The sequence below is a fragment of the Arthrobacter ipis genome (genome assembly GCF_014694315.1).
Lineage (GTDB): Bacteria > Actinomycetota > Actinomycetes > Actinomycetales > Micrococcaceae > Arthrobacter > Arthrobacter ipis.
On the sequence record NZ_JAAOXD010000003.1, the window covers coordinates 716085 to 740199 of the forward strand.

General features: G+C 67.0%; 22 protein-coding genes. 7 read left to right on the forward strand and 15 right to left on the reverse strand.

Going from position 1 to position 24115, the window contains the following annotated elements; genetic code table 11:
• The first annotated feature begins 42 nt into the window (after positions 1-42).
• The 3 genes from G9E11_RS10400 to G9E11_RS10410 all read left to right on the forward strand — a co-directional run bounded on the left by G9E11_RS10400 (position 43) and on the right by G9E11_RS10410 (position 2638).
• Positions 43-714, forward strand: a complete 672-nt coding sequence (locus tag G9E11_RS10400) for a class I SAM-dependent methyltransferase (protein ID WP_190605985.1) — start codon at positions 43-45, stop codon at positions 712-714.
• Entirely contained in the window at positions 711-1844 is a 1134-nt protein-coding gene (locus tag G9E11_RS10405) for an FAD-dependent oxidoreductase (RefSeq protein ID WP_190605349.1), read from the forward strand. The genes G9E11_RS10400 and G9E11_RS10405 overlap by 4 nt, the downstream gene beginning before the upstream one ends.
• A gap of 89 nt (positions 1845-1933) precedes the next feature.
• Entirely contained in the window at positions 1934-2638 is a 705-nt protein-coding gene (locus tag G9E11_RS10410) for a peptide deformylase (RefSeq protein WP_190605351.1), read from the forward strand.
• Here the strand turns inward: G9E11_RS10410 and G9E11_RS10415 are convergent.
• Complete coding sequence (locus tag G9E11_RS10415; RefSeq protein WP_190605352.1) at positions 2635-4737, reverse strand: S9 family peptidase; 2103 nt, start codon at positions 4735-4737, stop codon at positions 2635-2637. The genes G9E11_RS10410 and G9E11_RS10415 overlap by 4 nt on opposite strands.
• 74 nt (positions 4738-4811) lie before the next feature.
• Between G9E11_RS10415 and G9E11_RS10420 the strand changes: the two genes are divergently transcribed.
• The 4 genes from G9E11_RS10420 to G9E11_RS10435 all read left to right on the forward strand — a co-directional run bounded on the left by G9E11_RS10420 (position 4812) and on the right by G9E11_RS10435 (position 8081).
• Positions 4812-5741, forward strand: a complete 930-nt coding sequence (locus tag G9E11_RS10420) for a putative RNA methyltransferase (protein ID WP_190605354.1) — start codon at positions 4812-4814, stop codon at positions 5739-5741.
• A 121-nt stretch (positions 5742-5862) separates the two neighbouring features.
• Positions 5863-6324 carry an NfeD family protein gene (locus G9E11_RS10425; protein WP_190605356.1) on the forward strand — a complete coding sequence of 154 codons (462 nt, stop codon included), beginning with the start codon at positions 5863-5865 and terminating at the stop codon, positions 6322-6324.
• Between the two features lie 104 nt (positions 6325-6428).
• A complete protein-coding gene (locus G9E11_RS10430; RefSeq protein ID WP_190605358.1) occupies positions 6429-7427 on the forward strand; it encodes an SPFH domain-containing protein in 999 nt (332 codons plus the stop codon).
• Between the two features lie 306 nt (positions 7428-7733).
• Positions 7734-8081: an RNA polymerase-binding protein RbpA gene (locus G9E11_RS10435; protein ID WP_003802221.1), complete on the forward strand. Its 348-nt coding sequence runs from the start codon at positions 7734-7736 to the stop codon at positions 8079-8081.
• Between the two features lie 101 nt (positions 8082-8182).
• Here G9E11_RS10435 and G9E11_RS10440 read toward each other — a convergent pair whose 3' ends face one another.
• From G9E11_RS10440 to dop, 14 genes are all read right to left on the reverse strand, one after another.
• A complete protein-coding gene (locus tag G9E11_RS10440; RefSeq protein ID WP_190605360.1) occupies positions 8183-8920 on the reverse strand; it encodes a polyprenol monophosphomannose synthase in 738 nt (245 codons plus the stop codon).
• 432 nt (positions 8921-9352) lie between these two features.
• Positions 9353-11014, reverse strand: coding sequence for an amidohydrolase (locus G9E11_RS10445; RefSeq protein WP_190605362.1), 1662 nt, complete (start codon positions 11012-11014; stop codon positions 9353-9355).
• Positions 11015-11082: 68 nt separating this feature from the next.
• On the reverse strand, positions 11083-13977 hold the full coding sequence (locus G9E11_RS10450) for a DEAD/DEAH box helicase (protein ID WP_190605364.1): 2895 nt from the start codon (positions 13975-13977) through the stop codon (positions 11083-11085).
• A gap of 24 nt (positions 13978-14001) precedes the next feature.
• The gene (gene tatC / locus G9E11_RS10455; protein WP_190605987.1) at positions 14002-14796 is read right to left on the reverse strand and encodes a twin-arginine translocase subunit TatC; all 795 of its coding nucleotides are present in this window, start codon (positions 14794-14796) and stop codon (positions 14002-14004) included.
• A 48-nt stretch (positions 14797-14844) separates the two neighbouring features.
• Positions 14845-15114, reverse strand: a complete 270-nt coding sequence (tatA, locus tag G9E11_RS10460) for a Sec-independent protein translocase subunit TatA (RefSeq protein WP_111904819.1) — start codon at positions 15112-15114, stop codon at positions 14845-14847.
• Positions 15115-15148: 34 nt separating this feature from the next.
• Positions 15149-15508, reverse strand: a complete 360-nt coding sequence (locus G9E11_RS10465; RefSeq protein ID WP_190605366.1) for a hypothetical protein — start codon at positions 15506-15508, stop codon at positions 15149-15151.
• Between the two features lie 42 nt (positions 15509-15550).
• Entirely contained in the window at positions 15551-17548 is a 1998-nt protein-coding gene (locus tag G9E11_RS10470) for a helix-turn-helix transcriptional regulator (protein ID WP_190605368.1), read from the reverse strand.
• 189 nt (positions 17549-17737) lie between these two features.
• Positions 17738-18133 carry an FKBP-type peptidyl-prolyl cis-trans isomerase gene (locus G9E11_RS10475; protein WP_190605370.1) on the reverse strand — a complete coding sequence of 132 codons (396 nt, stop codon included), beginning with the start codon at positions 18131-18133 and terminating at the stop codon, positions 17738-17740.
• 35 nt (positions 18134-18168) lie between these two features.
• Positions 18169-19083, reverse strand: coding sequence for an FKBP-type peptidyl-prolyl cis-trans isomerase (locus G9E11_RS10480; RefSeq protein ID WP_190605372.1), 915 nt, complete (start codon positions 19081-19083; stop codon positions 18169-18171).
• A gap of 113 nt (positions 19084-19196) precedes the next feature.
• A complete protein-coding gene (pafA, locus tag G9E11_RS10485; RefSeq protein ID WP_190605374.1) occupies positions 19197-20561 on the reverse strand; it encodes a Pup--protein ligase in 1365 nt (454 codons plus the stop codon).
• A 1-nt stretch (position 20562) separates the two neighbouring features.
• The gene (gene prcA / locus G9E11_RS10490; protein ID WP_190605376.1) at positions 20563-21270 is read right to left on the reverse strand and encodes a proteasome subunit alpha; all 708 of its coding nucleotides are present in this window, start codon (positions 21268-21270) and stop codon (positions 20563-20565) included.
• Between the two features lies 1 nt (position 21271).
• Complete coding sequence (prcB, locus tag G9E11_RS10495; RefSeq protein WP_190605377.1) at positions 21272-22093, reverse strand: proteasome subunit beta; 822 nt, start codon at positions 22091-22093, stop codon at positions 21272-21274.
• 84 nt (positions 22094-22177) lie between these two features.
• On the reverse strand, positions 22178-22378 hold the full coding sequence (locus G9E11_RS10500) for a ubiquitin-like protein Pup (protein ID WP_076802936.1): 201 nt from the start codon (positions 22376-22378) through the stop codon (positions 22178-22180).
• Positions 22379-22462: 84 nt separating this feature from the next.
• Entirely contained in the window at positions 22463-24082 is a 1620-nt protein-coding gene (gene dop / locus G9E11_RS10505) for a depupylase/deamidase Dop (RefSeq protein WP_190605989.1), read from the reverse strand.
• Between the last annotated feature and the right edge of the window lie 33 nt (positions 24083-24115).

A 24115-nucleotide genomic window follows, 5' to 3' on the forward strand; every position in this document is an offset into this window, starting at 1 on the left:
CCGGGCGTCCTCGGCCTACGGGACACGGACGCCGTCGAGGACATGGACCGGCCGGACTGCGATCCGGAACGGCTGCAGCGTACCTACGAGCAGTTCGCACTGGTGAACCGCGTGGTCTCCGGCTGGCGCCGGCTGTACCGCACCAGAGTCCGCGAGCAGCTGGCAGGCGTGGGCCCGGCAACGCTGCTGGACGTTGGCTGCGGCGGCGGCGACCTCGCCGTGATGCTCGCCCGCTGGGCGGCCCGGGACGGGATTCAGCTCCAGGTGACGGGGATTGACCCGGACGAAAGGGCCTTTCATTTCGCGGCCAACCGCAAGCCCGTCCCCGGCGTCGAATTCCGCCAGGCAAGCAGCGGCGACCTGCTCGCCGAGGGCAGGTCCTACGACGTCGTGATCTCCAACCACGTGCTGCACCACCTGACCGCGCTGGAGCTGCAGTCATTCCTGGACGATTCCGCCGGGCTGGCCCGCCGCCTGGCCCTGCACAACGATCTCAGCCGGAGTGCAGCCGCCTATGCGCTGTTCAGTGCCGGTGCCCTGCCGCTCACCGGCTCCTACATCCGCGGCGACGGACTGACGTCGATCAGGCGCAGCTACACCGTGCCGGAGCTGGCCGCCGTGGTCCCAGCCGGCTGGACGGTGGAACCGCACTCCCCCTTCCACTGCCTGCTCACCTACCGGCGGCACGATACTTACCGGCAGCGCCAGGCATGACCGATGTGCTGATCGTGGGCGGCGGTCCGGTTGGGCTCTTCCTGGGTTCACTGCTGCTGCAGCACGGCGTCGCGGTGCGGGTCCTGGAAAGGCGGACCGGACGGAATGCCCACACCAGGGCCATCGGGATCCATCCGCCGGCGCTCGCCGCCCTCGAACGCATCGGCGTCGCCCAGGAGCTGATCGGCCGGGGCGTTCCAATCCGCCAGGGCTTCGCCGTGAGCAACGGCCGGAGGATTGCGCACATGCCGTTCGCCCCGGTCTCCGACCGTTACCCGTTCGTCCTCGCCGTGCCGCAGCCCGTGACGGAGGAGGTCCTGGAGCGGCGGCTCCGGGAGCTGGACGGCTGCGCGCTGCTCCGGGACACGCGCGTTACGGGAATGCACGACGACGGCGCCCGGGTCACGCTCAGCGTCACCACTGCCCGGGCAGTGTCCAACCACTCCGCCGCGTTCGCGGTGGGTGCCGACGGCGCCTACTCGGCAATGCGGTCCCTTCTGGGGGTCGCGGCGCCGGAGAAACAGTATCCGGACCACTACCTGATGGGCGACTATCCCGAGTCCAGCCCCTATGGCTGCGATGCTGCGCTGTTCCTGGAAAGCGACGGCATCGTCGAGTCCTTCCCGCTCCCCGGCGGCGTCCGCCGCTGGGTGGTACGGCTGGGCAGCCCGCCGGCCAGCCCGAACGCGGAGCAGTTGGCCGCGCTCGTTGCCCGCAGAACCGGTGTGGCGCTGGACCCCGGTGCGAACACGATGCTCAGCAGCTTCAGTGTCCGTTCGCGCTTGGCCGCGCGCATGGTGTCCGGCCGGACGGCGCTGATCGGGGATGCGGCGCACGAGATCAGCCCCATCGGCGGACAGGGAATGAACCTTGGCTGGCTGGATGCCGAAGCGCTGCTGCCGGGGATCCTCGCCATCGCGCGCGGTGAACCTTCCGCGGAAGCGCTGATGCGTTACGATGCGTCACGACGCCGGGCGGCAGCCGCGGCCAAACGCCAGGCCGAGGTGAACATGGCGCTTGGCCGGCCGCTTCCGGTAGGTCTGTTGCGGCCCCGGAATGCGGTGATTGTCCGTGCCGCCGCTATACCGGCCTTCAATGCCCTCGTGGCCCGGCGCTTTACCATGCAGTAGCGCGCGCTGCACATCGCCGGACGGCACGGCACAAGACGGCACGGCGCTGCACAGCACTGCACAAGACTGGACAGCATTAGGCTGTCCCCATGACCCACGCTTCGCCGCCCACGTCCTACAGCCCCGCCCGCATCAGGGAAACAGTGCAGGAACTGCTGGCCGGAGAGGACTTGCCGCCCATCGTGCAGGCCGGGCACCCGGTCCTGCGGCAGCATGCCGCTTCCTTCGAGGGCCAGTTGGAGCCTGACGAACTCAGCCAGCTGATCGTCCTGATGAGGAAGGTCATGCACGCCGCGCCCGGTGTCGGCCTGGCGGCGCCGCAGCTGGGTGTTCCGCTGCAGCTGGCTGTCCTCGAGGACCAGTTCGAGATCGACGAGGCCACGGCCGCGGCCCGGGGCAGGACGCCGCTGGAGTTCTTCGCCATGCTGAATCCGTCGTACTCCCGCCTTGGCAACGGGACCGCCGCCTTCTTCGAAGGCTGCCTGTCGCTGTCCGGACTGCAGGCTGTGGTGGAGCGTCCCGAAAGCGTGCGGCTGGAGTATGTAACGCCCGACGGCGGTCAGGTCACCAAAGACTTCAGCGGCTGGCAGGCGCGGATCGTGCAGCACGAAACCGACCACCTCCACGGCAGGCTCTACATCGACCGGGCTGAGCTCCGGTCGCTCAGCACCAACAGCGAGTACGCCGCGCGCTGGGCCGAACCGGGCATTGGTTTGGCCAGCCGGGAGCTCGGCTTCCCTGCCGGCGCGCAGGCCGGCCGGGAAGCCGAGGCGGATCAGGCAGAGGCGGTTTAGGCGGACGCGGATTTGGCGGACTCGTTCTCCAGGGTGCCAATGCGGTTGCTGTCCGTCGGCAGGTACTTCGCCCACCAGGCCAGGATGTGTTCGAACCGCTGCCGCCGGTGATGCGGTGTTCCCGAGCGCGACAACTCGTGGTCCTCGCCCGGGAACACGAGAAACGCGGAGTCGACTCCCTGCTGCTTGAGGGCCGTGAAGTAGCGTTGGCCCTGCTCCACCGGGCAGCGCAGGTCATCTTCGCTGTGGATTACCAGCGTGGGTGTCCGGACCGCGGCTACCGTTGCCATGGGGCTTTGTGCGGCCACCTGCTCGGCCGCCGAGCCAACATATTCACCGCCAAAGAACCAGCCGATGTCTGACGAGCCCGTGAAGCTCACGGGATCCAGGAAGCCCCGCTCCACGATGGCTGCCTGGAACCGGTGGTCCTGGCTGATGGTCCACGCCGTGAGGTAGCCGCCGTAGGAACCGCCCATGATTCCCAGGGCGCCGGCGTCGAGGGAAGAGAACTTCTCGAGGCTTCCGTCCAGGAAGGCGAGCACGTCCTGCATGTCCACGGTGCCCATCCGCTCCTTGATGCTCCGGCCGTGGGCCTGGCCGTAACCGGCCGAGCCGCGCGGGTTGCACATCAAAACGGCGTATCCGGCCTCGGCATAGACCTGCGCCTCATCAAAGAACGCGGTGGTGTACTGCGCGAACGGTCCGCCGTGGATGTTCAGCAGCACGGGGTGGGGACCCTTGCCCGGCGGCAGAACCAGCCAGCCGTGGACCGGGTAGCCGTCAGGGGCCGGGAAGGTCAGCTCCTGCGGTTCGATAATGCCTGCTTCTGTCCGCAGGGCGGCCGAGAAATCGCTGAGCAGGCGGAGCTGGCCGTCTTCGAGGACCCCCACATCACCCGCCGTGGCGGCGTCGCTGTAGCTGAGGAACACCGTGCCCGCACCGTCTCCGGCCCCGGCGACCACGAGGTCACCATGCACGAGGAGGGAGTGGTCTCCCGTGGCGCTGAATTCGAGCAGCTCCACCGTTCCCTGGGCATTGTTGAGCACCAGCGCACTGTCTTTGCCGCGGAGGCCGATGGTGGCACCGGGCGCTTCGACGTCCATGTTCTCCGCGTCGCTCAGGGCCGTGGCGTCGCCGCCGGCTGTGGGCATGACGTACAGGACCGTGTTCTTGGCAACGAAGTCCTGGCGGGTGCTGCCCAGGTCCTGGCCAGTGAAGAACAGCCAGCGGCCGTCCGCCGACTCCCGGACGTCGGAAACGGTCTGGGCGCCCACGTTGGGGACCGGCACCAAAGCCGGGGTGCCGCCGTCGGCTGCTATGCGGTAGATCCCGGATACCAGGTCCTGGTCCGCATCCTCGTGGAGCGCCGCGACGAAGTAAATGGCGCTGCCGTCGCTGCTGAAGGTTGCGCCGCTGTGGTCGGTTGCCGACGTCGTGAGTTTCCGCGCCTCCGGGAAGCCGCCGGAATCCTCACCGGGCTGCACCGTACTCTCACCCTCGCCGTCGCTCTTGCTGCGCGCACTGTGGCTCCGCTTGGCGGCGCGCCCCACTGGCTTGACCCAGGGTTCCCCGCCCAGCTCCGGAACATCGAGCAGGAAAAGCTGCAGCGGCTTGTCCCGGGTGTAGCCCTCACCGTTCATCCGGTACTTGTAGTCCTGGATGAACCGGGCGTCCTCGGCGCCGGACCCCACGCCGTCGAGCGTTCCATAACGGCCCGCCTCCGGTTCCCTTGAACCGAACACGATGCGGTTCGAATCCGGCGACCAGGCGAAGGAGCTGACACCCATCTTTCTGTCGGTCAGGGCCTGCGGCTCCCCGCCGGCGGCCTCCACCACGTGGAGCTGGGGCGGGGAGCCCGGGGCGGCACGGAGGAAAGCCAGCACGCGGCCATCGGGCGAAAAAGCCGGCGCGGTGTCGCGGAAGCCCCGGGTCACACGGCGGGGAAGCCTTTCCGGGTCCCGGGGCACACTCCACAGCTGGCCGACATAGGAATCTGAGTCGAAGTCCGGCCGTACGACGGACACAACGGCCCTGGTGCCGTCGGGGTGCACGGCGGGGGCGGAGACGGAGTTGAGCAGCGGCAGATGTTCAGGCTTCATCCACGTGAGCCTAGCGGGTCGGGCAAGGGCACGGAACGGCAAGTGCGGAAAACACCTGCCCTAGGATTGACCTCATGCTCTCCCGCCTGCCCGTTCTGCTTTGTCCCGTCTGCCGCCAGGACCTTCAACCCGTCGGCGATGGCGGCACCGGCCGGGTCCGGGCGCTGGCGTGCCGGGAGCGGCACAGCTTCGACGCCGCCCGGCAGGGGTACTTCAACATGCTGGTGGGCAAGGGAACCGCCTTCGAGGCGGATACCGCCGAGATGGTGGCGGCACGGTCAGCCTTCCTCGACGCCGGCCATTACCGGCCCCTGGCCCAGGCGCTGGCCCGGGCCGCCGAGCCGGCGTTGAACGGCCCCGCCCCAACGGTCCTCGACTCGGGGACAGGAACGGGCCACTACCTGCGGGCGGTCCTTGATTATCTGGGCGATCACTTGACGCACAGGGAACATGGGGACGGTGCCGGCGGCATGGACGGAGCCGCGGGCGTGGCCGCCGTCGGGCTGGACATCTCCAAGTTCGCCCTGCGCCGGGCCGCCAAACTCAACCCGGAAGCCATCAACCTGGTGGGTGACGTCTGGCAGCCACTGCCGCTCCCGGACGCCGCCGTTGACGTCGTCACCGTGGTGTTCGCGCCCCGCAACGCGGCCGAGTTCGCCCGCGTACTCAAACCCACGGGCAGGCTCATCGTAGTGACGCCGCGGGCCGGCCACCTCGGGGAAATCGCCAGCCGGGCAGGAATGCTGGGCATCGACCCCGGCAAGGACGAGCGCCTGGCCGACGCGCTCGCAGGCCGCTTCTCGCCGCTGTCGACGCAGGACATCGACGTGGACCTGTCGCTTTCGCCCGAGGACGTGGCCAACCTGGCGCTCATGGGCCCTGCCGGCCACCACACGGACCGCGCCACACTGACCGAACGGCTGGCCGGCCTTCCGGAAACCACCAGGGTCTCCGCCCGGTTCCGGATCAGTATCTTTGTTCCCTCGGAAATCCCTGCTCCATAACGGCTTGGCCACGTTCCTCCGCTGCCTGCCATTCCCCTGCCGGGCGCTCCGGCTTCGGTCTACGATGGAAGAAAGCTACTGAGGGTCTGCCCCGCAGCCCTCGGGATCAAGGGGGAACGCGATGTTCGAATGGCTTGGCCAAAACTGGTGGGCGCTGTGGCTCACCCTCTTCCTGGTGTTCGCCGCCGTGGAGATGCTGACCCTTGACCTGTTTTTCATCATGCTGGGCGGAGGCGCCCTGGCCGGCCTGGTGGCCGACTTCGCCGGCGCTGACCTCTGGCTGCAGATCGTGGTGTTCTGCGTCGTCTCGCTGCTGATGATCGCGTTCGTCCGCCCCGTAACACTCAAGCACCTGCACAAGGGCCCGCCCGAACAGCGCACCAACATCGACCGCCTGATCGGCGAATCAGCGCTCGTCCTGGAGGCAGTTACGGCCACCGGTGGACGCGTGAAGATCGGCGGCGACATTTGGAGCGCCCGGTCGCAGTCCGGGGTCCTGCCCGAAGGCCAGCGCGTCATCGTCTCGGCTATTGAAGGCGCGACGGCGGTCGTGTCGCCTCAGGCTGAGACCGCCGTCCAGTAGGCGGCTCCCCCGTGGGTTTCTGCTCCCGCCTCGGCGGAGCAGCAGATTGCGGCGAGTTTTCGCCAGGTTAGAGCTTCACTGAAAGTTGGGGACAAAGGAGAAGTATGGATAGCCCAGGAGGAATCGCACTCACGTTCGTGCTGGTGGTTCTGATCATTTTCGTCATCATCGTGCTCGTCCGCTCGGTGCGGATCGTGCCGCAGGCCCGCGCCGGCGTCGTGGAACGGCTGGGAAAGTACCAGCGGACCCTCAATCCGGGCCTGACCCTCCTCATCCCCTTTGTTGACCGGCTCCTGCCTCTTCTGGACCTGCGCGAGCAGGTGGTGTCCTTTCCGCCGCAGCCCGTAATCACGGAGGACAACCTCGTGGTGTCCATCGATACCGTGGTCTACTTCCAGGTCACCGATCCGCGCGCTGCCACCTACGAGATTGCCAACTACATCCAGGCCGTGGAGCAGCTGACCACCACCACCCTGCGTAACGTGGTAGGCGGCCTGAACCTGGAAGAGGCACTCACGTCCCGCGACCAGATCAACGGCCAGCTCCGCGGAGTCCTGGACGAAGCCACCGGCCGCTGGGGCATCCGCGTCTCCCGGGTGGAACTTAAGGCCATCGACCCGCCGCACTCCATCCAGGACTCGATGGAAAAGCAGATGCGGGCAGAACGTGACCGCCGCGCCGCGATCCTGACGGCCGAGGGAACCAAGCAGTCGCAGATCCTGACAGCGGAAGGACAGCGGCAGGCCGCCATCCTCAAGGCTGAGGGTGACGCCAAGGCTGCAATCCTGCGTGCAGACGGCGAGTCGCAGGCCATCCAGAAGGTGTTCGACGCCATCCACAAGGGCAACCCGGACCAGAAGCTGCTGGCCTACCAGTACCTGCAGACACTCCCGAAGCTCGCGGAAGGCTCCTCCAACAAGCTGTGGATCATTCCCAGCGAAGTCGGCGAGGCACTGAAAGGCATCGGCAGTGCTTTGGGCGGAACCAATCCGGATCCGCGGTCCGGCGACCTGTTCGGGGGCCAGGACGGCGGCCAGCCCGGCGGCCAGTCCGACCAGTCCGGCGGCCACCCCGGCGAGGCGCCGGTCCGGACCCAGGCGTAGCCTTCGGGGCAAGCAAAGGGAGGCAGGCCGATTGGCCTGCCTCCCTTTTGCTTGCGCAGCAGGCCGCGTCGCTGCGCCCGAGCGTTGCTGCAGCCCGTTACTGCGTTACGCCGGATTGCTGCGCCCTGCCGGAATCCGTATAATGGGATATTTGTCCGGCCGGATCAGTCCGTGCGGAACAACAATGCTTGGCGAAGCGTTTCACCTAGTGATGCTACGTGAACCACACCGTAGTCCGGAGGCACCCTTATCAGGGCCTCCGGCTAGCGCGGAGTCCGCTCCGCGAACCGATTAGAGGGAGAAATCATGAGCGATCGCAGCCTGCGAGGCATGCGTCTTGGCGCCCAAAGCATGGAGACCGAATCCGGCGTGGAGCCGGCTCCGCGTCAGCGGGTTGAGTACCGGTGCGAGGACGGCGAACAGGTTTTCGTAACCTTTTCCTCCGAAGCCGAAATTCCCCCTGTCTGGGTTTCCAAGACCGGCAAGGAAGCGCTGCTCGTTGATGGCGAACGCCCGGACACCAGCAACGAAAAAGCAGTCCGTACACACTGGGACATGCTGTTGGAGCGCCGCTCGCTTCCCGAGCTTGAGCAGATCCTCGAAGACCGCCTCACCATCCTGCGTGAGCGTCGCGGCGAACGGCGTTCAGCCTAACCGCCGCTAGCCGGCAGGCAGGCGCTACAGCCAAAAAGGCCGGATCCGCTGCACCACTTGGTTGCAGCCGATCCGGCCTTTTGCGTATCCGCTTTGTGCCGCTAGTCGCGCGGGGTCTTGCGGGTCAGCTTCTTCCAGCGGGCGGTCAGGCCCCACTTCGTCACGTTGATCATGGCCTCAACTACGATATTGCCGCTCATCTTGGAAGCCCCCAGTTCACGCTCCACGAACGTGATGGGGCGCTCCACGATGTTCAGCCCCATCTTCGCCACGCGCCACGCGAGGTCCACCTGGAAGCCGTAACCCACGGAATCGACCTGGTCCAGGTTCAGCTTCTCGAGTGTGGTGCGGCGGAACGCCCGGTACCCGCCGGTCACGTCCTTGATCTTGAGGCCGAGCATGATGCGCGCATAGGTGCTCCCGGTCCGGGAGATGGCCTGGCGGTACAGCGGCCAGTTCACGACGCTTCCGCCCTTCACCCAGCGGGAACCCATGGCGAGGTCTGCACCTTGGTCCACGGCCTCCAGCAGGGACGGCAGTTGTTCGGGCTGGTGCGAACCGTCGGCATCCATCTCCACCAGGACGTCATAGCCGGCGTCCAGTCCCCACTTGAAGCCCGCGATGTAAGCGGCGCCCAGGCCTTCCTTGCCCTTCCGGTGCAGGACGTGGACCTGGTTGTCCCCGGCAGCGATGCTGTCAGCAAGTTGTCCGGTGCCGTCAGGGCTGTTGTCGTCCACAACGAGGACGTCGGAAGCCGGCACGGCGGCGCGCAGGCGTCCCAGAGTCTTGGGAAGCGACTCCAGCTCGTTGTAGGTCGGGATGATGGTGAGGACACGCACAGGGAGGCCTTTCCTGGATGGGAGCGGTCAGCACGCGGGAGCCTGGCGGGAACGCCGGCTCGCAAAGCGCAACTCCCCATTATACGGGCCCCGGACAGGGCTTCCGTCCGCATGGCCGGCATCGGGGCCGCAAGTGCCCGTTCGCGCTTGCTCATCAGCAGCACGGGTGGCCGGGGCCGACTCCGCCACGGGCGGGTCCACGCGCCACGGGCCAGTTGCTGATGCCGCGATAAGCGGATGGAGGAACTGTTTTCTGCTGCGCTTTGGACCCGCCCCGGAAGCTCAATGCTACGGACTGGCTGGGGGGTGTCAACAGCCCTCTGACCTGCCAGTTCATGTATCGCCGCAGGTCAGTGGCACTTCTCGACGGATGATGTGTCGTCAGATGGCGGACGGATGGCGCAATATGTCGACGTCAGGCCCGCCTGCTGGTCAGGCGCGCAGGGCCCCTGCGGAGAACAGCTCCAGCCCGTTCCGCACGGTCTGCAGGCACCGGGGATCCGTGCCTGTGTCCAATGCCGGCAGCAGCGGCGTGCGGGCACGGGGATCCGTGCTCCAGGACTGGACCCTGCCGTCTGCCACCTGGACCATGAGCTCATCCACTTCCCAGACGGCGAAGGTGGCGGGTGCACCCGGTACCAGCTGGCCGGCCATGGGGTTTTCGTACCGGGCGGCGCGCCAGCCTGCCCGTGTGTGGCCCAGGAAGGCTGCACGGGCAGAGATCCGCTGGTCGGCGTCGTGGTGTTCGAGGCAGGCCCGCACGCTGGACCAGGGACGGAGCGGCGTCACCGGGGTGTCGCTGCCGAAGCAGATCGGGACACCCGCCGAGTAGAACGAGGCGAACGGGTTCATGCCCCGGCTGCGGGTGCCGAGGCGCTGCTCATAGAGGCGTCCCCGGCCGCCCCATGCGGCGTCGAAGGCGGGCTGCGTGCTGACCGTCACGGAGTACTTCGCCAAACGGGCGATGGCGTCGGCGTCGGCCATTTCGACGTGCTCGAAGCGGTGCCCCGCGGCGCGGACCTGCTGCTCCCCCACCTCGGCGGCTGCCTCCTCGAGGGCCTGCAGGGCAGCATCGAGGCCGGCGTCGCCAATGACGTGGAATCCGCCCTGGATTCCCAGCTCGGAACAGGCCGCCAGATGCGCGGCCGCCTCAGCGACGGAAAGGTAGGCCGTACCGCTCTCCTCCGGTGCGTCGGCGTACGGTTCCCGCAGGGACGCCGTGCGGGAGCCGATTGATCCGTCGATGTTCAGGTCCCCGGCAAATCCGCGGACCCGGACGCCGAGCTCGGCAAGCAGCGCCTCAGCGTCGGCCGCCGTCGACGTCAGTTGCCCCCAGTACGGGAGCACCTCCGGCGCCGGACGGGAGCCCGCCGCGCCATTCCATCCGTCCGCCAGCCGCAGGTCGTCAATGCTGCTGATCTTTGGTGCACCCATCTCGGCCAGCGCCACATATCCGTTGGCCGCAGCCTCGTCCAGCGCACGCCGCTGGTATTCCTGAAGCGCAGCGGATGACAGGCGGCGGGTAGCCTGCCGGGCAGCACTGTGGGCCTGGCGCTTGACGTGACCGCCGGGCGCGTAGCCGTCCAGCCCCGCCAGCCCGGCACTGGCCACGAGTGACGGCGAGACGAGGGCCGAGTGCACATCAACGCGGGAAAGATATACCGGACGGCCAGCGGCGGCCCGCTCCAGTTCTCCGGCATCCGGGAGCGTGGGGTTGTCCCAGAGGGACTCATCCCAGCCGTGCCCCAGCACTGCACCGTTGCCGCCCGAGGCCGCGACGGCGTCCAGCAGTTCGCGGGCGGACCGGACACCGCCCAGCTGCAGTGAGTCCAGGGCGATGCCTGTCTCCGTCAGGTGGGCGTGGGAATCGACAAAACCCGGGGCGACGAGGGCGCCGCGCAGATCGATAATCTCCATGGAGCTGTCTGCGATGGAAGCAGCGGCCTGCTCCGAACCGACCCACGCGATGGTGTCGCCGTCCACGAGCATGGCCGTGGCGAAGGGATCAGACGCGGTGTAGACGGAACCGTTGCGGTACAGCGTGACCTTTGACGGTCCGGTTCCCTCCTGCGGGTGGGCGGGGGCATCGGCCATGGGGGCGCTCCTTGGGGTGTGCAATCTTGGTGTTCGGTGCGGGGGTGTTCAGTACGGAGGTCGGGCCGTCAGCCCACCGTGGAGTAGGCGACGACGCCCCGCCTGATCAGCTTGATGGCCTCGGCGCAGAGCCGGGCCAGCCGGGGGTCCAGCCCGGGAATCTTGGCAAGCTGGTCGAGGAGGTCGATCACCTGCTTCACCCACCGGACGAAGTCGCCCGCGGCCAGGTCGGTGCCGCTGAGTACCTCCTGCAGATGCCGGCCGCGGGCCCACTTGTACATGGGCCAGAACAGTCCAAGTTCGGGCTCGCCGGTGAGCGGCAGCTTGTTCTGTTCCTCCACGTCCTCGAGTGCAGACCACTCACGAACCACGATATCCACCGCCGACTCGAGTGAGACGCTGGGCATGCGCGGGCGCAGGCCGCGGTCCTCGCGCTTGGCCTGGTACACCAGCACGCTGGCGAAGGCAGCCACCTCCACGGCGTCGAGGTCATCGAACGCGCCCTGCCGCAGTGCCTGGGAGATGAGCAGGTCCTTCTCGCCGTAGATCCGGCGGAGCCGCTGGCCGTCAGTGCTGATGCGGTGCTGCCCGTCCTCGGTGGACTCGAGGTAGCCGTAGGCCGACAGGACATCGCAGACCCGGTCAAACGTCTTGGCGATGGTGTTGGTGCGACCCTGGATCTGGCGGACCAGGCCGTCGGTTTCCTTGCGCAGCTTCCACCAGCGTTCGGACCACCTGGCGTGGTCCTCGCGTTCGCTGCAACCGTGGCACGGGTGGGCGCGCAGGGCACGCCGCAGATCAGCGATCTTCTTTTCCTGGTTCTGCATGGCAGAACCCAGCCCGAAATCGGTGTTGCGGCTGCTTCCCCGGGCCGGCGGCCGGTTCTCCCGCAGCGCGTTCCGGACGGACGAGGCCAAGTCCCGCCGCGACTTCGGAACCTTGGCGTTGAAGGACTTGGGGATCCTGACCCGGGTCAGTGGCGCAATGGGCCCCTCAAGGTCATCGACGCCGATCCGGCGCAGCTGGCTTTCCAGCGTCAGGATCGCGGGCCTGGGCTCGCGGGAGCTGTGGTCCGAACTCAGCACCACGGCAAAACCGGGGGCCCTGCCGGCCGGGACATCCACAACATCACCCGGCAGGAGCCGGCTCAGGGAATCCTCGTTGAGGGACTTGCGCGCCCTCGTCTTGCTCCGCGAAGTGAAATTCTCGGCGTCGGAAAGTTCCCGCCGCAGCCGCGCGTATTCGGTGAAGTCGCCCAAATGGCACGTCATCGACTTGGCGTAGCCGGCCAGCGATTCCTCACGGCTGCGGACCTGCCGGGCCAGCCCGACCACCGAGCGGTCAGCCTGGAACTGGGCGAAGGAGGACTCCAGGATCTCCCTGGCCCGCGGCCGGCCGAACTGGGCCAGGAGATTGATGCTCATGTTGTACGTGGGCTGGAAGCTGGAATTCAGCGGATACGTCCGGCGGGAGGCAAGGCCGGCCACGGCAGCTGGGTCTGTGCCCGGCTGCCACAGGACCACGGCATGGCCTTCGACGTCGATCCCGCGCCGGCCAGCCCGGCCGGTGAGCTGGGTGTACTCCCCCGCCGTGATGTCCACGTGGGCTTCGCCGTTGAACTTGTCCAGCTTCTCCAGCACCACGGACCGGGCCGGCATATTGACCCCGAGGGCCAGTGTCTCGGTCGCAAAAACCGCCTTCACGAGGCCGTCCGCAAAAAGTTTCTCAACCACTTCCTTGAACGTGGGAAGCATGCCGGCGTGGTGGGCCGCGATGCCGCGCAGGAGCCCCTCGCGCCAGCTCCAGAAGCCGAGCACTTCAAGGTCGTCGGTCGGAATGTCCTGGCCGGCCTCGTCCACCCGCTGGGCGATGATGCCCTGCTCCCGCTCCGTGGTGAGCCACAGCCCGGAGGCTACGCACTGGGCGACGGCGGCGTCGCAGCCGGCCCGGGAAAAGATGAAGGTGATGGCGGGCAGCAGGTCCTGCCGGTCAAGGCTGGCGATGACCTGCGGCCGGCTGGCCCGCCGCACGGCGCTCCGGGTCTCCTGCTGGGGCTTGTCACCATAGCGCTGGCGCTGCTGCCGCCGCTGGCTCCGGCCGCCGTGGCCGAAGCGGCCCTGGAAGTTGAGCTGGCTTTCGGCCCTCGACAGGGTCAGCAGCTCCGGGTTGACCTCGAAACCGCGCTGTCCGGCGTCGGCAGTTGTCGGCGCCAGCGGCAGGGCAGCCGCCGCCGCAGTGCTGCCGGCGGGCGCGATTTCGTCGAAGGTGGTCTCGCCCGCGAAAAGATCCACAATGTCCCGGCCCACCATGACGTGCTGCCAGAGCGGCACGGGACGGTGCTCGGAGACGATCACGTCGGTGTCACCGCGGACGGTGTCCAGCCAGGCGCCGAACTCCTCCGCGTTGGACACTGTGGCGCTAAGGGAGGCCACCTGCACCTCGCTGGGCAAGTGGATGATCACTTCCTCCCAGACTGCCCCGCGGAAGCGGTCGGCCAGGTAGTGGACCTCGTCCATGACCACAAAGCCCAGGTCGAACAGGGTGTCGGAGTCGGCGTACAGCATGTTGCGGAGGACCTCGGTGGTCATGACCACCACCGGTGCGTCGCCGTTGATGCTGGTGTCGCCGGTCAGGAGTCCGACGTTCGCCTCGCCGTATTTTTCCGTCAGCTCAGTGAATTTCTGGTTGCTGAGCGCCTTGATGGGCGTTGTATAAAAGGCCTTCAGCCCGCGCTGGAGTGCCAGGTAGACGGCGAACTCGCCCACGATGGTCTTGCCGGCACCGGTGGGCGCAGCGACAAGTACCCCGCGGCCTTCCTGGAGGGACTTGCACGCCTGCCGCTGGAAGTCGTCCAGTTCAAAGCTCAGTGTGCGGGAAAACGCGCCCAGGTGGGTCTTCGCTTCCGCGGCCCGTTCGGCGCTGGCGCGGTACCGTTCGGAGGGCGACGGAGTGGTGGTGGACATTCCTCAAGCCTAGCGGTGGTGCGCCTAGAGATTCTTCAGCTCACTGCTCGGAGTCCCGACATCGGCTGTGGCCTCTGTCTCAGCGGCCCGCTTCTCCGCCCGGCGCGCGCGACGGCGGTCGTTCAGGACACACAACCCGATGGCCACGAAGAAGAGCACGAGCATGGGACCGGCAAGATAGAACATGCTCATCGCGTCGCCGCCGGGGGCCGCCATTGCCGCAAACAGGCAAACGAGGAACACCGTAATGCGCCAGCTCTTCAGGAGCTGCTCCCCGCGGAGGATACCGGCGAGGTTCAGCCCAACCAGTACAACCGGGAGCAGGAAAGCTATGCCAAAGGCGAGCAGCAGCCGCAGCACGAAGGACAGGTAGACCTGCGCGCTGATGTAATTTGAACCGCCGGAGGGCGTGAAGTCGGTAAGGACCCTTACGGCATTGGGCAGGACAAGCCACGCCATCGTCACGCCGCCGATAAAGAGCGGTACCGCAGCCGCCACGAAGGACAGCGCCAGCCGGCGTTCCTTCTTGTGCAGGCCGGGGACGATGAACGCCCACAGCTGGTACAGCCAGACCGGGCTGGCCAGAAGGACGCCCAGGAAGACGGAGACCTGGATCATGAGGTCGAAGGAGCTCGCCACGCCGTCGAAGTTGAGGGACGCCTGCCGGCCCGCGCTGTTGTTGAGGTCCTTGATCGGTTTGATCAGGGCCGCGAGCATCGGCTGGTACACCAGGAATCCGGCCACCGTGGCGAGCACAACGGCGATGGCGGACTTGAACAGCCTGTTCCTGAGTTCGCGCAGATGGTCCAGCAGAGCCATCCGTCCCTCAGGGTTGGATTGACGACTCATGGTCAGTGCCACGAAATCCTAGGCGCGGTTGGGCGGCGGAACGTCGTTCCCGTCTGCGGGACGGTTGTCCGTCGCGGCGGAACGCGGGTGGTTGACGACGGTGCCTTCGACGGGATCCGAGCCGTCCTTGGCTTCAGGGGCACCGTCCTTCTTCATTTCGCGGACTTCCGACTTGAAAATGCGCATCGACTGGCCGAGGCTCCGGGCCATGCCGGGAAGTTTCGGTGCAGCGAAGAGCACCAAAGCCAGGACGATGATGATGATGAGATGCCAGCCTTCAAGCCTCATGTGGGTGTTCCTTTCGTTTAGCTACATCCTACGTTTATCTGAATTCGATGTCGCGCAGCGACTGGGGCTGGCCCCGTTCGGTCTTCCGGCGGACCCGGCGCTGGCGCCGGGCCTCCCTGCGCGCCTCTTTGGACGCATGGTAATCATGCTGCACCTGGTGCGGCGAGGCAAAAGGCGCCATTCCGGGCGAAACCCCGGCGACGTCCGGGGCCACCGGGCCGGCGGCGCCCGCGGACGCTGCCACCGGAAGGCTGGTGAGTTTGTCGCCCGCTTCGCCGAGCTCCTTGACCGTTGCCATGAACTGGCGGAACAGGCGGACGCCCATGAGCACGAAGAACAGCAGCGACAGTGACACAAGCGCCACCCAAATAAGGATCCAGGACCACCAAGGCATGCTGAGTAGTCTAACTGCCGGACAGGCCAGCCCTTGTACTGGCTAGTCCTTGTACTGGGCCAGGGCCGCCCCGATCCAGTCCCGCGAGGCGCGGGCAAGGGCCTCAGGTTCCAGGATCCGTGCCGTGCCGCCGTGCTGGGCCACAAACATGGGCAGCCATGCCGTGTTGCCGAACCGGATCTCGGCCACCAGGCCGCCGTCCGGCAGCGGCGCTGTCCGCTCGGCATAGTAATCGTCCGCGAGCCCGGCACCGCGGGCGGTGAGCTGCACGGTGACCAGGGTGTCGTCGTCGTTGGGGGTGAACAGCTTTGCCGGGAACCCGCCGTCGGGCTTCATCCCGGACGAGACCGGCTTTCCGGTGGGAGTGAGGTCCTCGATCCGGTCCAGCCGGAAATTCCGCAGGCCGGCCGCCGAATGGCAGTAGGCCTCGAAGTACCAGGTGTTGTCCATGGAGTAGAGCCGGAGCGGATCCACGTCCCGCTCCGACAGGGTGTCCTTCTGCGCGGAAAGGTAGACGAGGTGCAATTGGGACCCTGATTCAATCGCGTCCCGGATAACCTCGAGGTTGGCCGAGTTGCCGGGTCCCACCTCCGGCCCGGAGAGGGCAGCGGCACGAAGCCCCTCCTCCCCCGCGGCCGCCATCAGCTTGAGCGTCACCGATTCCAGGGCGCTTCCTTCGGCCAGCTCCGGCAGGCCGTTCAGGGTCTCGAGGCCCGTGAGCAGCGCGCAGGCCTCGTCCACGGTGAAGCGGACCGGCCGGTTCAGCTCCATGGACTGACTGATGAAAACGTGCCCCTCCTCCCACTGGATGTCCAGCAGCTCGTCCGGGTATCCCTGCGGCAGGCCGGAACAGATCAGAATCAGCAGATCGCTCTCCAGTTCCTGGCGGGTCACCCCGAACCGGTCGGCGACCTCCTCGATGGGCAGGCCCTGGTTGCGGACCAGGAACGGGACCAGCTGCAGCATCCGCTTGAGCTGGTCTTCCGACGTGCGCTTGCGGGTCCGTTTTGCCGACCCGGCATGCGCGAACGAATAAGGGGGCACCGGAGTGTCGATGAAGGCGGCGGCATTCGCCAGGCGGCGCTGCACGGCGGCGGACAGTTCCGGGGGGCCCACCACCCTGACGTTCGGCCCGTAGGAGGCCAGCTCCTCGCCGAGCACCTCAGCGTCACGGTAGGGGACGGACAGACGGTCCCACCCGGCGTCGGCCTCCTTATCCTGGGAGGCGTCCCGGTCCGCGGTGGGGTCGGCGGCCCGCTTGCGCAGCCCCAAAAGCTTGCCGCTGCGGACGTCCACGACGGCGGCCCTGACCGGAAGCTCCGGAAGGCTGTTCAGCTCGGCACGCACGTTGAAGCCGGCGGGCGGTGTGAAGGCCTCCCGCTCCAGAATTGTGACGGCGGACGTGAAGCGCGACAGCCGGTAGAAGCGCTTGGCGCCGCGGCCCCGGTCGAAGCCGACGAGGTACCACTGGCCGAAGCGGCTGCCCAGGCCCCAGGGTTCAACGACGCGCTCCTCTTCCCGGCCCGTGCTGCCGGCCAGGTAGAGGAAGCGGACGGCGTGCTGGGCGTGCATGGCGGCCACAAGGTCTTCAAACGCCTGGCCCGCCGGCTTGATGCGCGGCTGCACGCCGGCCGGAAGTTCGACGTCGGCCAGGCCGCCTGCTGCCTGGAGCTTGCGCAGGGCGTTGCCCGCCGCCGTGCCCAGCGCCGCCTGCTCCCACAGCTGCGAAGCCAGCAGCAGGACCGCCCATTCGTCCGGGGTGAGTTCCACATCCGGCAGGCGGTTGGACTCCTTGCCGATCCGGTATCGCGTGGTGCCGGGATCGTCCGAACTCCAGCCGAGGTCCGTGACCGTCTCGACGTCGAAGCCGAAGTCGCGCAGGTCGTTCTTGTCGCGTTCGAACATGCGGCCAAAGGCGGCGTCGCTGGCCGCGCCGCCGGCATAGATTTTCTCCCGCAGCTCACTGCGCCGGAGACCATACCGCGAGTTCAGCAGGGCGATCAGGAGGTTCAGCAGGCGTTCAGTACGTTGGGCGGACACTCTCGTTACGTTACTAAAGCCCCTCCGGCAAAAACGCGAAAGCGCGGCAACAATCCGGAAAATCCTTCCGATTGTTACCGCGCTTGCGCAGTTACCGCGCGTCGGCGGAAGCCCGCAGGGGGCGGGTGGATGGGCCCACGCCGGCGAGGGCCCCAGCCCGAGCCTGCGAGGGCAGGGAGCCGGTGGGGACTAGCGGACGCCCATCAGGTCCACGACGAAGATCAGAGCCTCGTTCGGGCCGATGGCTCCGCCGGCACCGCGTGAGCCGTAAGCCAGCTCCGAGGGGATCTCAAGGCGGCGGCGTCCGCCGACCTTCATGCCGAGCAGCCCCTGGTCCCAGCCCTGGATGACCTGGCCGACGCCGACGCGGAAGTCGAGCGGGGCGCCGCGGCCCCAGGATGCGTCGAACTCTTCGCCGGTGGACCAGGCCACGCCGACGTAGTGCGTGGACACGGTGTCGCCGGCCTTGGCCTCGGGGCCGTCGCCCTCAATGATGTCCGTGATGACGAGTTCCGTGGGCACCGGGCCTTCAGGAAAGTCGATTTCCGGCTTTTCGCGGTCGATTTTGCGCTGGCCAAATGACATGGTTGCTCCTTCTGATGGTGGGGTGTTTGGGTTGCTTACTTGGCGCGGAGGACATCGACGACGAACACGAGGTCGCCTTTGGCGTCACCATAGGCAAGTTTGGCTGGAACGACGAGCAGCACCCTTGAACCCACTGTCTTGCCCACAAGCCCTTGCTTCCAGCCTTCGATCAGTCCGCTCAAGGGCTGCTCCAGCGGTTTTCCCGATTCGAAGGACGATTCAAGCTGCTTTTTGTCTTTCATCGAGTACAACACGTAGTTGACCGTCAGGGTGTCCGTGGCCTTTACGGCGGCGCCCTTGCCCCTGATCAGGTCCTGGGCGATGAGCTTCTTGGGGGCGGCCACTCCCTTGACCGAGATCTCCGGGATGCCGTCCTTCTCGGTGACGGTCGGAAGGCCCGCCGGCGGGGTGACCGGATCGCCTTCAGGCTTCTCCAGGACCTTCGGGGCATCCTTCGCCGAGATTACCTTGATGATCAGAAGCTGGGCCGGCTGGGCGGCGGCACCCTGTGAGGCGGCCTGCGCGGGGGCGGCGAGGGCGAGTTGAGAGCCGACCTTCGCCCCGACAAATGCGTTGTAGATAACAGGGCTGCTCGTCTTGACTTCATCGGTCAGTTCGATGGACTGAGGCTCCCTGGGGAAGCCGTCGTCCAGCGTGGAACCGTCCTTGGCGTTGAGGGCAAGGACGGAAATCTCGGCAATCTGGTTGGCCTTGACGCGGTCCCCGCCGCCTTCCGTGACAACCTTGACGGTGGGTTCGGTAACCTCCAGCGGCTTGGTGAACTCGACCTTGGGGGCTTTCTTGTCACCGTTGTCAGTCAGCTTGAGCGAGTCGAACTTGGCGGTGTCACCCGCGGACTGGCTGGTCGGTTCCGGGGCTGCTGGCTCCTGGCCACCGCAGGCGGTCAGCAGGAGCAGTGCGGGAAGAAGGATTGCTAGTAGTCGGCGCACGTAAGAACTTTCGTCGGGGCAAGGTGGATGCCCTGCCGGTGGAGGTGCCGCACACGGCAAGGCAGTCAGGACCGCAGAACGGCCTCTTCCAGAGTAACGCGGAAAGCTGGGTATCAGCCCATAGAGTCCAGAAGCGCATCAACCCGCTCGTCAACGCTCCGGAACGGGTCCTTGCACAAAATGGTCTGGTGCGCGCGGTCGTTGAGCTTCAGGTGGACCCAGTCCACGGTGTAGTCCCGGCCCAGTTCCTGCGCCTTGCGGACGAAATCGCCACGCAACTTGGCCCGGGTGGTCTGCGGCGGGGCGTCCACTGCGTCCTTGATGGCGGTCTCCTCGGTCACCCGGCGAACGGCGTCGCGGGACTGGAGCAGGTAGTACAGGCCGCGGGAACGGGAGATGTCGTGATAAGTGAGGTCCAGCTGCGCGATCCTGGGGGCGTCCAAGCCCAGGCCGTGGCGCCTGCGGTAACTGTCCATGAGCTTCTTCTTGATGGCCCAGTCGATTTCGGTGTCAATGGTGCTGGTGTCGCCGCTCTCGATCGCGCGCAGCGTCCGTCCCCACAGGTCCAAAATCAGTGGCACATGCGCGTTGTGGGCGCCGTTCTCCTCGACGAATGCGGTGACCTTGGTCAGGTACTCCTGCTGAATTTCAAGCGCGGTGAGCTGGCGGCCGTTGGCGAGCCGGACCAAAGCCCGGCCGCTCAGGTCATGGGAGATCTCCCGGATGCTGCGGATGGGGTTTTCCATCCGCATGTCCCGCATGATCACACCGGCCTCGATCATCCGCAGAATGAGGTCGACGGTGCCCACCTTGAGCAGCGCCGTGGTCTCGGACATGTTGGAGTCCCCGACGATCACGTGCAGGCGCCGGTAGAACTCGGCATCCGCATGCGGCTCGTCACGGGTGTTGATGATGGGCCGGGAACGGGTGGTGGCGGAGGACACGCCCTCCCAGATGTGGTCTGCCCGCTGCGAAAACGCGTAGGTGGCCCCGTGCGGCGTCTTCAGGATCTTGCCGGCACCGGCAATAAGCTGGCGCGTCACCAGGAAGGGGATCAGGATCTCGGCCAGCCGGGTGAACTCGCCGCGACGCGGAATGAGGTAGTTCTCGTGGCTCCCGTAGGAGTTGCCTGCGGAATCGGTGTTGTTCTTAAACAGGTACACCGTCCCGTTGAAGCCCTCGGCGGCGAGCCTGGACTGGGCCTCGTCCACGAGGTCGTCCAGGATGAGCTCCCCGGCGCGGTCATGGGCGATTAGTTGGGCGAGGTCGTCACATTCGGCGGTGGCGTATTCAGGATGCGAGCCCACGTCGAGGTAGAGCCGGGACCCGTTGGTGAGGAACACGTTGGAGGACCGGCCCCAGCTGACCACCTTGCGGAACAGGTAGCGGGCCACTTCCTCCGGTGCGAGGGGCCGGGAATCCGGGCTCGAGTAGGAAATCCCGAATTCGGTTTCAATGCCGAAGATCCTCTTGTCCATGTCAGCTCTCCTCAGCCAGCAGTTCCACAACGTCCTGGTCGGACAATCTGCGGAAAGCCCTGCGCGTCCCCCTGTTGCTTTCCGAACCGCGGTCCAGCACCGCCACTTCCAAGGCCTTGGCCGGCAGGTCGGGTGCCTCGTTGTCCGTCACGAGTCCCCTGACGGCGAGCCGAATCGCTGCGGCGAACGAAAGGTCGCGCTGCCAGCCGCCCTCGATCGCCCCGGACACCTTGTCCGCCTGGCCGCCCATCACAATGAAGTTGTGCTCGTCCGCGATCGAGCCGTCAAACGTGAGGCGGTAGAGGTGGTCGAGGTCCTGGCTGGCTCCTACCTCTGCCACGGCCAGTTCCACCTCGAACGGCTTCTGTTCCGCGGTGAAGACGGCACCCAGGCTCTGGGCGTAGACGCTGGCCAGCCCCCTGGCCGTGACGTCATCGCGGTCGTAGGAATAGCCGCGGACGTCGGCATAGCGCACCCCGGCCTGGCGGAGGCTCTCAAACTCGTTGTACTTGCCTACCGCGGCGAAGGCGATCTTGTCGTAGATCTCGCCGATCTTGTGCAGCGAGGGTGACGGGTTCTCGGCCACCAAGGCAATGCCGTCCTCGCAGCTGACCACGATCACGGACCGTCCGCGGGCGATGCCTTTCCGTGCGAAATCCGCACGGTCCTTCATCAGCTGTTCGGGAGAGACATAGAACTGCTGTGTCATATCAGGCCTCCCTCCGGGCAGCTGCCCGTGACTCGATGATGTTTCCGGCCATGGCGGCGAGCTCGCGCTCCGAGACCCGCCGGGCGCCGGCCCGGTTGACGGCATACACCACCGGCCACAGTTGCCGCACGGGGTCGGGGCCGCCGGTGGCGGAGTCGTCGTCGGCGGCATCGTAGAGGGACTCCACGGCGACGGAGATGGCTTCGTCCTCGGGCAGGTTGGGCCGCCAAAGCTTCTTTAGTGCGCCGCGGGCAAACATTGATCCGGAGCCCACAGCGTGGTGTTCCTGTTCCTCATAGCGGCCGCCGGTCACGTCATAGGAGAAGAGCCGGCCAACCCCGGCGGCGGTGTCGAAGCCCGCGAACAGCGGGACCACTGCGAGACCCTGCAGCGCCATTGGCAGGTTGCCGCGGATCATGGCGCCGAGCCGGTTCGCCTTGCCGTCCAAACTCAGCAGGGTGCCTTCGATCTTCTCGTAGTGCTCGAGTTCCACCTGGAACAGGCGTGTCAGGTCGATTGCGATGCCTGCCGTGCCGGCGATGCCGAGGACTGAATACTGGTCGGCGGGGAAGACCTTCTCGATGTGCCGGCTGGCGATGATGTTGCCCATGGTGGCGCGGCGGTCGCCGGCCATGACGATGCCGCCGGCATAGGTCATGGCCACGATGGTGGTGGCGTGGGGCACGGCTAGCGGCTGCCCGGCGGACGTGCCCGCAGTGAATGGTGTGTATTGGGGAAGCAGTTCCGGACGGTCTCGTTGGAGATGCTCAGTGAACGACGACGTCGCGTGGGCGGCTACCTTGTTGGCTGTTGTCTCCTGCACTGGTGCACTCCTTCAACGTCAAAATTCAGCGGCTGTCCGGCAGCTGTGGCTTCCGTGCCCCGTGCGGGTGGCGTGGCTGCCGGTTTACTGGCCGCCCTTTTGCACGAATGCCCGGACGAATTCCTCCGCGTTGGACTCCAGGACGCCGTCGATCTCGTCGAGGAGATCGTCAACGCCCTGCGTCGAGGCGGATGCCTGTCCTTCTGCGGGCGCCGGCGGTACGGGGACCTCTTCCTCGACCTCGGTGTCGCGTGGCTGCGGCTGCTGCTGCTCCTGGCCTGCCATGTCCTTCTCCTTCATCCAGTCCCCCACTCCGGAGGGACATCCTGTATGCCCATATTGCCACGCAAAGGGCCGTTGCGGGGTGCATTATGCCGGTGGCGGAGCCGGTGCCGTTCCGAGGAGTTCCGCAAGGAACGACCCCGCCTCGCGGTGCCGGGCAAACAGCCCTCCTGTCAGCGCTTTCGTGCCGCGCAGCGGCTCCCGGGTGGGCACGCGCTGGAGCCTTCCGTAACCCGGTACGTCGAAGATCACCGAGTCCCAACTGGCCCCCACCACGTCCTTACTGAAGCTGCTGACGCAGCGTCCCCGGAAGTACGCCCGGGTGTCCGACGGCGGTTCCGTCACCGCGGCGGCGATGTCGGCGTCGTCCACGATCCGCTGCATCCGGTTCCGGGAGAGCATGCGGTAGTAGAGCCCTTTTTCGGGCCGGAGGTCAGCCCACTGCAGATCGACCAGGCCCAGCCGGGCGTCATCCCACTGGAGCCCGTCGCGCTGGCGGTAGCCCTCCAGGATGGACAGCTTGGCCAGCCACTCCACCGACGTGGCGGCGGCGGGCCGGTCGCTGTCCAGCTGCGTCAGGGTGGTGGCCCACCGCTCCAGCACGGCGTTCGTGTGGCCGTCGCCGTCCACGGCGTCCGAGACTCCTGTGTCCTGTGCCAGCTTGGCGGCGGCCTCGTGGTACATCCACTGCAGATCCAGCGCTGTCACCCGGCGGCCGTCCTGCAGCCTGACCTTGGCGGTCAGGGTGGTGTCGTGGCTGATGGCCTGCAGCGCGGCCACCGGCTCGTGCACCTCGATCCGCGGCGCGAGGCCCGCCTCGATCAGGCTCAGCACCATGGCGGTGGTGCCGAACTTCAGGTAGTTGGACACCTGGCTCAGGTTCGCGTCGCCGATGATGACGTGCAGCCGGCGGTACTTGTCCGCCGTTGCATGCGGCTCGTCGCGGGTATTGATGATGGGACGCCGGATAGTGGTTTCGAGTCCCACCTCCGCCTCGAAGAAATCCGCCCGCTGGCTGATCTGATAACCGGACCGGGAACTGTCCTGGCCCCGGCCCACCCGCCCCGAACCGCAGATGATCTGCCTCGACACGAAAAACGGGGTCAGCCCGCGGACTATGTCGCCGAACGGGACCGACCGCGGCATCAGGTAGTTTTCGTGGGAGCCGTAGGACACGGACTTGTTGTCGGTGTTGTTCTTGTAGAGGTTGACGGCGGGCAGTTCCGTGTCGCTGGCCAGCCTGCGCACCGCGGCCAGGCCCACGAGGTCCCCGGCCGCGTCCCAGGCCACTGCAGCCGCGGGGTTGGTGACCTCCGGGCTGGAGTACTCGGGATGGGCGTGGTCCACGTAGAGCCGTGCCCCGTTGCCGAGCACCATGTTCATCAGCAGCGAGCCCGATTCGTCCTCGCCGTCCAGCTCAAGCTCGTCACGGCCGTAGGCAAGCGCCACCGCCTCGGCGTCCAGCACAGGCGGCTGGTCCGTCAGCTGGCTCGGGTGGGCCTGTCCGCGCTCGAGCGTCCAGCCGCGGGCGTCGTGCAGCGGCTCCTCGTCCGTGTAGTCCCAGCGGGTCTCGGCGCCGCCCGCGGCCCGGAGCCGGGTGACCTGGGCGTATGCCTGGACCACCCGGGCGGACATCATGGTGGCGTTGGCCCCCGGAGCGGACGGCGCGTGAATACCGTACTCGGTTTCCGAACCCATGACCCGCATGGCGCCGCCAGCCGGCAGGCCACCTCCCAGCAC